This is a genomic window from Nautilia sp. (assembly GCF_053994455.1).
Genome location: NZ_JBMYAU010000128.1, coordinates 1 through 5,358 on the forward strand (window position 1 = coordinate 1; position 5,358 = coordinate 5,358).

Below are 5,358 nucleotides of genomic sequence, written 5' to 3' on the forward strand. Positions count from 1 at the left end.
TGTCGGTTTCTTCTGCTATTAAAAAACCACTTAAATATTTTTATTTAACGAAAAAAGAGTTGCAGACTCTTTCCGATAAAGAGAAAAAAAAGATTTTTTCTAATCTTATTAACTTTAATAAAAACCAGTATTATTCTCTTGTTTTTATCCAAAATGAGGAGAATAAAGGATTTGCAGCAGGGAATAATAAAGCATTGGAACTACTTTTAAACGAAAAAAAAGAAGGCTTTATTTTTTTGTTAAATCCGGATATGGTGTTGACACAAGACACAATTTCAAATTTAGTAGAATGTGCTGTTGATAAAAATGCAGTTTATGGGCTTAATGTTTTTGACTATCATAATCCTGACCAACTTTTGTTTAAAGGCGGTGCGTCCTTAACTCCTTACGGCACTATCCGTTTCATAAAAAAAGCAAAAGATTTTGAAAAATTGGATTATATTTCAGGAGGAGCTTTTTTTACTCATATTGAAAATTTTAGAAAAGTCGGGTTACTGCCGGAAGAGTATTTTTTATATTGGGAAGAAACCGACTGGTGTGTAAAAGCAAGAAAGGTGGGGATAAAATTAAAGGTTTGTGAAAATGCCAAATGTTTTGATAAAGGGGGTGTTAGTATAGGGCGAGGGTCATTTTTATCTGAATACTACTATACACTTAATAGTTTAAAGTTTCACAAAAAGTATTTTCCGACTAAAGTAAAAAAAATAAAAATTTTTTCTTTTGCAAGAATTGCAAAAAGAATAATTAAAGGAAAGTTTTTGTTGGTTAAAGCAATTATTAAAGCATTAAAGGATTTTGAGAATGAAAAATAATTGTAATTTGTTCGAACCGATTTCAAATGATAATTTGTTATTTAGTGTTGCATTACTACTTTTGTTTTTTCCTCCTTTGCCTGTAGCATTGAATAGTTTGATTTTTAAATGGCAGAGTGTAATTATTTTTTTCTTTTTTGTGGAGACAATTTTTTTAATTTTTTTAAAAAACAAGCTGGAAATAATCCCTATTAAGTATATATTGTTGTTTTTTATTCCTGCTTTATGGGGATTGGTTGTAGGTTTAATAAATAACAATAATTATTTTAAGATGTTTAGAGATTTTTATTTTTTTGTTTTGCCCATATTGATTTATTTTTTGTTAGCAAATAATAAAAGATTCTATAGTATGTTTTTTTCAAAAAGTTTTGAAACCTATATAATCATTGTTGCAACAATACAGCTGTTAAGTAGTTTTTATGGTTTTGTTTTCTGCGAAAATAGACCAGAATTTCGCCATATGCATTTTTTATTTTCTACTTCTTTGTTGTCTCTTTATCTTATTTTGAACATAATTAATTATTGGGAATTTTTTAATTGGAAAAATTTTTTGGTTATTGCAGGTTTAATTTCTACTTTGGGGAGAATGAATTTTATTTTTATAGGGGCAATGTTTGTTACTTATATTTTTGCGACAAAAACAAAACAAAATTTGTTTAGAAAACTTTTTCTGATTTTTCTTGTTTTTTTGCCAACTATAGGTTATTTTTCTCCGTTATTTTTTAAAAAAATAAATTGGTTTACGGATATGTCTGTAAAATGGCGCTATTTGGAATGGAAGTCATTTTTTGAGCAAATTTCTCAACAAGGCACTTATTTTGGCATATTATTAGGTGAGGGGTTTGGTGCTGCGTTAAAAACCATTAAACCTTTGCATTTGTTTTCAGGAAAAATTTTGTATTCTGTTGATAAGTTTCATAATATAATTCTTTTTTTAGTTTTTAAATTAGGTATTTGTGGAATGATTTTTTTAATTCTTTTCCTTTTTTATTTAGGTTTTTATAACTCGAGTTTTTTAAAAATAGGACAGCTTTTTTTTATTAGAGTCATGATAATTTTTGTTGTGTTTGTTAATGGGTTAGTTTATGGTGGATTTACTATGGGTTTATATAGTGGGGTATTCTTAGGTATTTTATTGTTTGCAAAGGAATCGATGGAACAAAGGATTGGAGATTAAAAACCGATGAAAATTTTGTTTATTTTTGGAACTCGTCCGGAAGCAATTAAATTAGCGCCGTTGATTTATCAATTTAAACAACAAAAGGGTTTTGAGGTTAGTGTTTGTATTACTGCCCAACACAGGGAAATGTTAGACCAAGTGCTTTCTTTTTTTAAGATAAAATCTGATTATGACTTAAATATAATGAAGCCAAACCAGTCATTGTTTACTTTGAGTTCTGATTTAATAAAAATGTTGGAAAAGGTATTGGAAGATTGTAATCCTGATATTGTATTTGTTCAGGGGGATACCACAACTGCATTTTTTTCTGCATTGGCAAGTTTTTACAAAAAAATAAAAGTTGCGCATGTTGAGGCCGGGCTAAGAAGTCAAAACAAGTATTCTCCTTTCCCTGAAGAAGTAAATAGAGTTTTAATCGGACATATTGCAGATTATCATTTTGCCCCTACGGAGCAATCTAAACAAAATTTGTTAAATGAAGGGATTGCCAAAAATGTTTGGGTTGTCGGAAATACAGTAATAGATGCTTTATTTCTCGGTTTGAAAATAATAAAAAATCACGGAGAGGATGTATATTTTAATTTTTTTGATTTTATAGATTTTTCAAAAAAAATAATACTGGTAACAGGGCATAGAAGAGAAAATTTCGGAAAACCTTTTGAAGAAATTTGTTTTGCGTTAAAGGAAATAGCTGATTTAAATGATGATGTGGAAATTGTTTATCCTGTTCATTTGAACCCCAATGTTAGAGAACCTGTAAAAAAGATTATTGGAACCCATCCCAAAATAAAACTTATTGAGCCGTTAAATTATCCTTATTTTATCTGGTTAATGAGTAAATCTTATTTAATATTAACGGACTCAGGAGGAATACAGGAAGAGGCTCCAAGTTTAGGAAAGCCTGTTTTGGTGCTAAGAGAAGTAACGGAAAGAAAAGAGGGCATTAAAGCGGGGACTTCAAAACTTGTTGGCACCAAAAAGGGAAATATTGTTAAAGAAACATTGAAGTTATTAAATGATTCGCAGCAGTACCAAAACATGACAAAAGCCGTAAATCCTTACGGAGACGGGAAAACAAGTTATAGAATTTTGGAGATTTTAAAAGAAGAGGTATTCTGAATGAGAGTACTTTTTCAGTCAAGGGTCACACTGTTTTCAGTTCCTGGTGGTGATACTATACAATTAATAAAAACCGCAGAGTATTTGGAAAAACTTGGTGTAAAAGTTGATATTTCTACAGAATTGGAACCTGATGTTAAAAACTACGATATTGTTCATCTGTTTAATTTAATGAGAGGACAGGAAACTTATACTCAATTAAAGAATGCGAAACGACAAGGAAAGCCTGTGGCTCTATCAACTATTTACGGTTTGTATTATGAATATGAGAAAAAGGCGGCAGAAGGTATAAGGCGTTTTTTAGCAAATATTCTTTCCCCTTATCAAATGGAGTATATAAAGATTATTGCAAGGGGAATTAAGAATGGAGAATTGCATAAAGGTTTCATTAAAGTAATGTTTTTAGGCTATTACAAAGTTCTAAAAGAAATTTGCAAAATGACGGATATTTTTCTTCCTAATTCCGAATCAGAAATGTTGAGAGTGTCCCAAGAATTTGGTTTAAATAATCCACGGTATATAGTAGTACCGAATGCGATTGATTCAAATATTTTTGATTATGACAAAGTACAGGTTAATGGAAAGATAGAAGATAAATTTAAAGATTGCGTTTTATGTGTTGCTAAAGTTTCTGGTAGAAAAAATCAGTTAAACCTTGTCAAAGCAATGAAAGATTTACCATACAAACTTGTTTTGATAGGTTTTGCTCCTCCTAATCACAAAAAATATTTTGAAAAGGTTAAGAAAGAAAGTGGAGAAAATGTAATTTTTATTGGAAAAATGTCACATGAAGAATTGCCTCAATATTATAAAGTTGCAAGAGTGCATGTTTTGCCAAGTTGGCTTGAAACGCCCGGCCTTGTTTCTTTAGAAGCGGTAGCAATGAAATGTAATATTGTTGCAACAACAAAAGGAGATACGGTTGATTATTTTAAAGACTATGCTTTTTATTGCGAACCTGATAATGTTGACTCTATAAGAGATGCAATAATTAAGGCTTACGAGTCACCTTTTAATGAAGAGTTTAGAGAATATATTTTGAATAATTTTACTTGGGAAAAAGCAGCAGAGAAAACTCTTGAAGGATATTTGTTGGCTTTGGGAGATGCAAATGGTAGAAAGAGATAAAGTTATTTTCATAATAGGGAATTCAAGAAGTGGTACAACATTAATGGCAAAGATATTAAATAACAATAAAAGTGTTTACTCTTTTAATGAACTCCATTTTTTTGAAAATTTTTGGACGGAAAAAGATTGTTTTTTCGATTTACAAAGAGCCAAATCAGTGTTGACTCGCTTGTTTTGTTCTTCTCGTTTGCATACTTACTCTAAATGTGAAGAGAAATTGTTTAGGGAAGAGATTGAAGCCTTTTTGCAGGATTTTTCTTTTCCGGTAAACGGAATTGAGGTTTTTAAAAAGTTTTTATATTATGAAACTCGCAAAAACAACAAACAAATTCCGTGTGAACAAACGCCAAGAAATTTATTCTATTTAAAAAGTATTTTAGAGTATTTCCCCGAGGCAAAAATAATATATATGGTTAGAGACCCGAGGGATACAACACTTTCTCAAAAGTATAAATGGAAGAGGTTTTTTAAGGCTAAAAACGAGCCGTATCCGTTGAGTGAGTCAATAAGGAATTTGGTTAATTATCATCCTATAACAATTAGTTTACTTTGGCGTTCATCTGCTAATGCTATTTTACCTTATTTAGAGAATGATAATGTTTTAATGGTACAATTTGAAGAATTGATTTCAAATCCGGAAGAAAATGTGAAAAAAGTCTGCGAGTTTTTGGGTTTGGATTATCAAAAATCTATGCTTGATGTTCCTTTTGCTTTTTCATCTATATTTAATGATGACAATAAAAAAGGCTTTGATAAAAAAAGAATGGGGAATTGGAGATTGAAATTAAATTCTGCGGAGATTTTTTTCATCCAAAAAATTAATGAAAACTTAATGCAAAAGTTTGGTTATAAACCTGAAAAAATTTTTCCCAATCCGGTTTGTTTTTTGTACTATTTAATTTCTTTTGTTCCAAAGACTGTTTTGGCAGTTTTATTTAATTTATCTCGCAACAAAAACATTTTTGTTTCGATATATAAAAGAGTAAAAGGGTTGATTTTATGAAAATTGCCATACTCGGAACAAGGGGGATACCTAACAATTACGGCGGTTTTGAGCAGTGTGCGGAAAAGTTGTCCGAAAGGTGGGTAAAGAAAGGTCATTACGTTGTTGTGTATAAC

Annotated in this window: 5 protein-coding genes and 1 pseudogene; all 6 read left to right on the top strand. The window is 30.2% G+C overall.

Going from position 1 to position 5,358, the window contains the following annotated elements; genetic code table 11:
- Positions 1 to 812, top strand: an 812-nt coding sequence (locus tag ACXJIE_RS08860) for a glycosyltransferase family 2 protein (protein WP_456480614.1), incomplete at its 5' end; no start/stop codon positions are given.
- Entirely contained in the window at positions 802 to 1,989 is a 1,188-nt protein-coding gene (locus ACXJIE_RS08865) for an O-antigen ligase family protein (protein WP_456480615.1), read from the top strand. The genes ACXJIE_RS08860 and ACXJIE_RS08865, both read left to right, overlap by 11 nt.
- A 6-nt stretch (positions 1,990 to 1,995) precedes the next feature.
- Positions 1,996 to 3,111: a non-hydrolyzing UDP-N-acetylglucosamine 2-epimerase gene (gene wecB / locus ACXJIE_RS08870; RefSeq protein WP_456480616.1), complete on the top strand. Its 1,116-nt coding sequence runs from the start codon at positions 1,996 to 1,998 to the stop codon at positions 3,109 to 3,111.
- The gene (locus tag ACXJIE_RS08875) at positions 3,112 to 4,239 is read left to right on the top strand and encodes a glycosyltransferase family 4 protein (protein WP_456480617.1); all 1,128 of its coding nucleotides are present in this window, start codon (positions 3,112 to 3,114) and stop codon (positions 4,237 to 4,239) included.
- The gene (locus ACXJIE_RS08880; RefSeq protein WP_456480618.1) at positions 4,223 to 5,242 is read left to right on the top strand and encodes a sulfotransferase family protein; all 1,020 of its coding nucleotides are present in this window, start codon (positions 4,223 to 4,225) and stop codon (positions 5,240 to 5,242) included. The genes ACXJIE_RS08875 and ACXJIE_RS08880 overlap by 17 nt, the downstream gene beginning before the upstream one ends.
- Positions 5,239 to 5,358 (top strand): annotated as a pseudogene (locus ACXJIE_RS08885) (DUF1972 domain-containing protein); the annotation flags it as partial. The gene ACXJIE_RS08880 and the pseudogene ACXJIE_RS08885, both read left to right, overlap by 4 nt.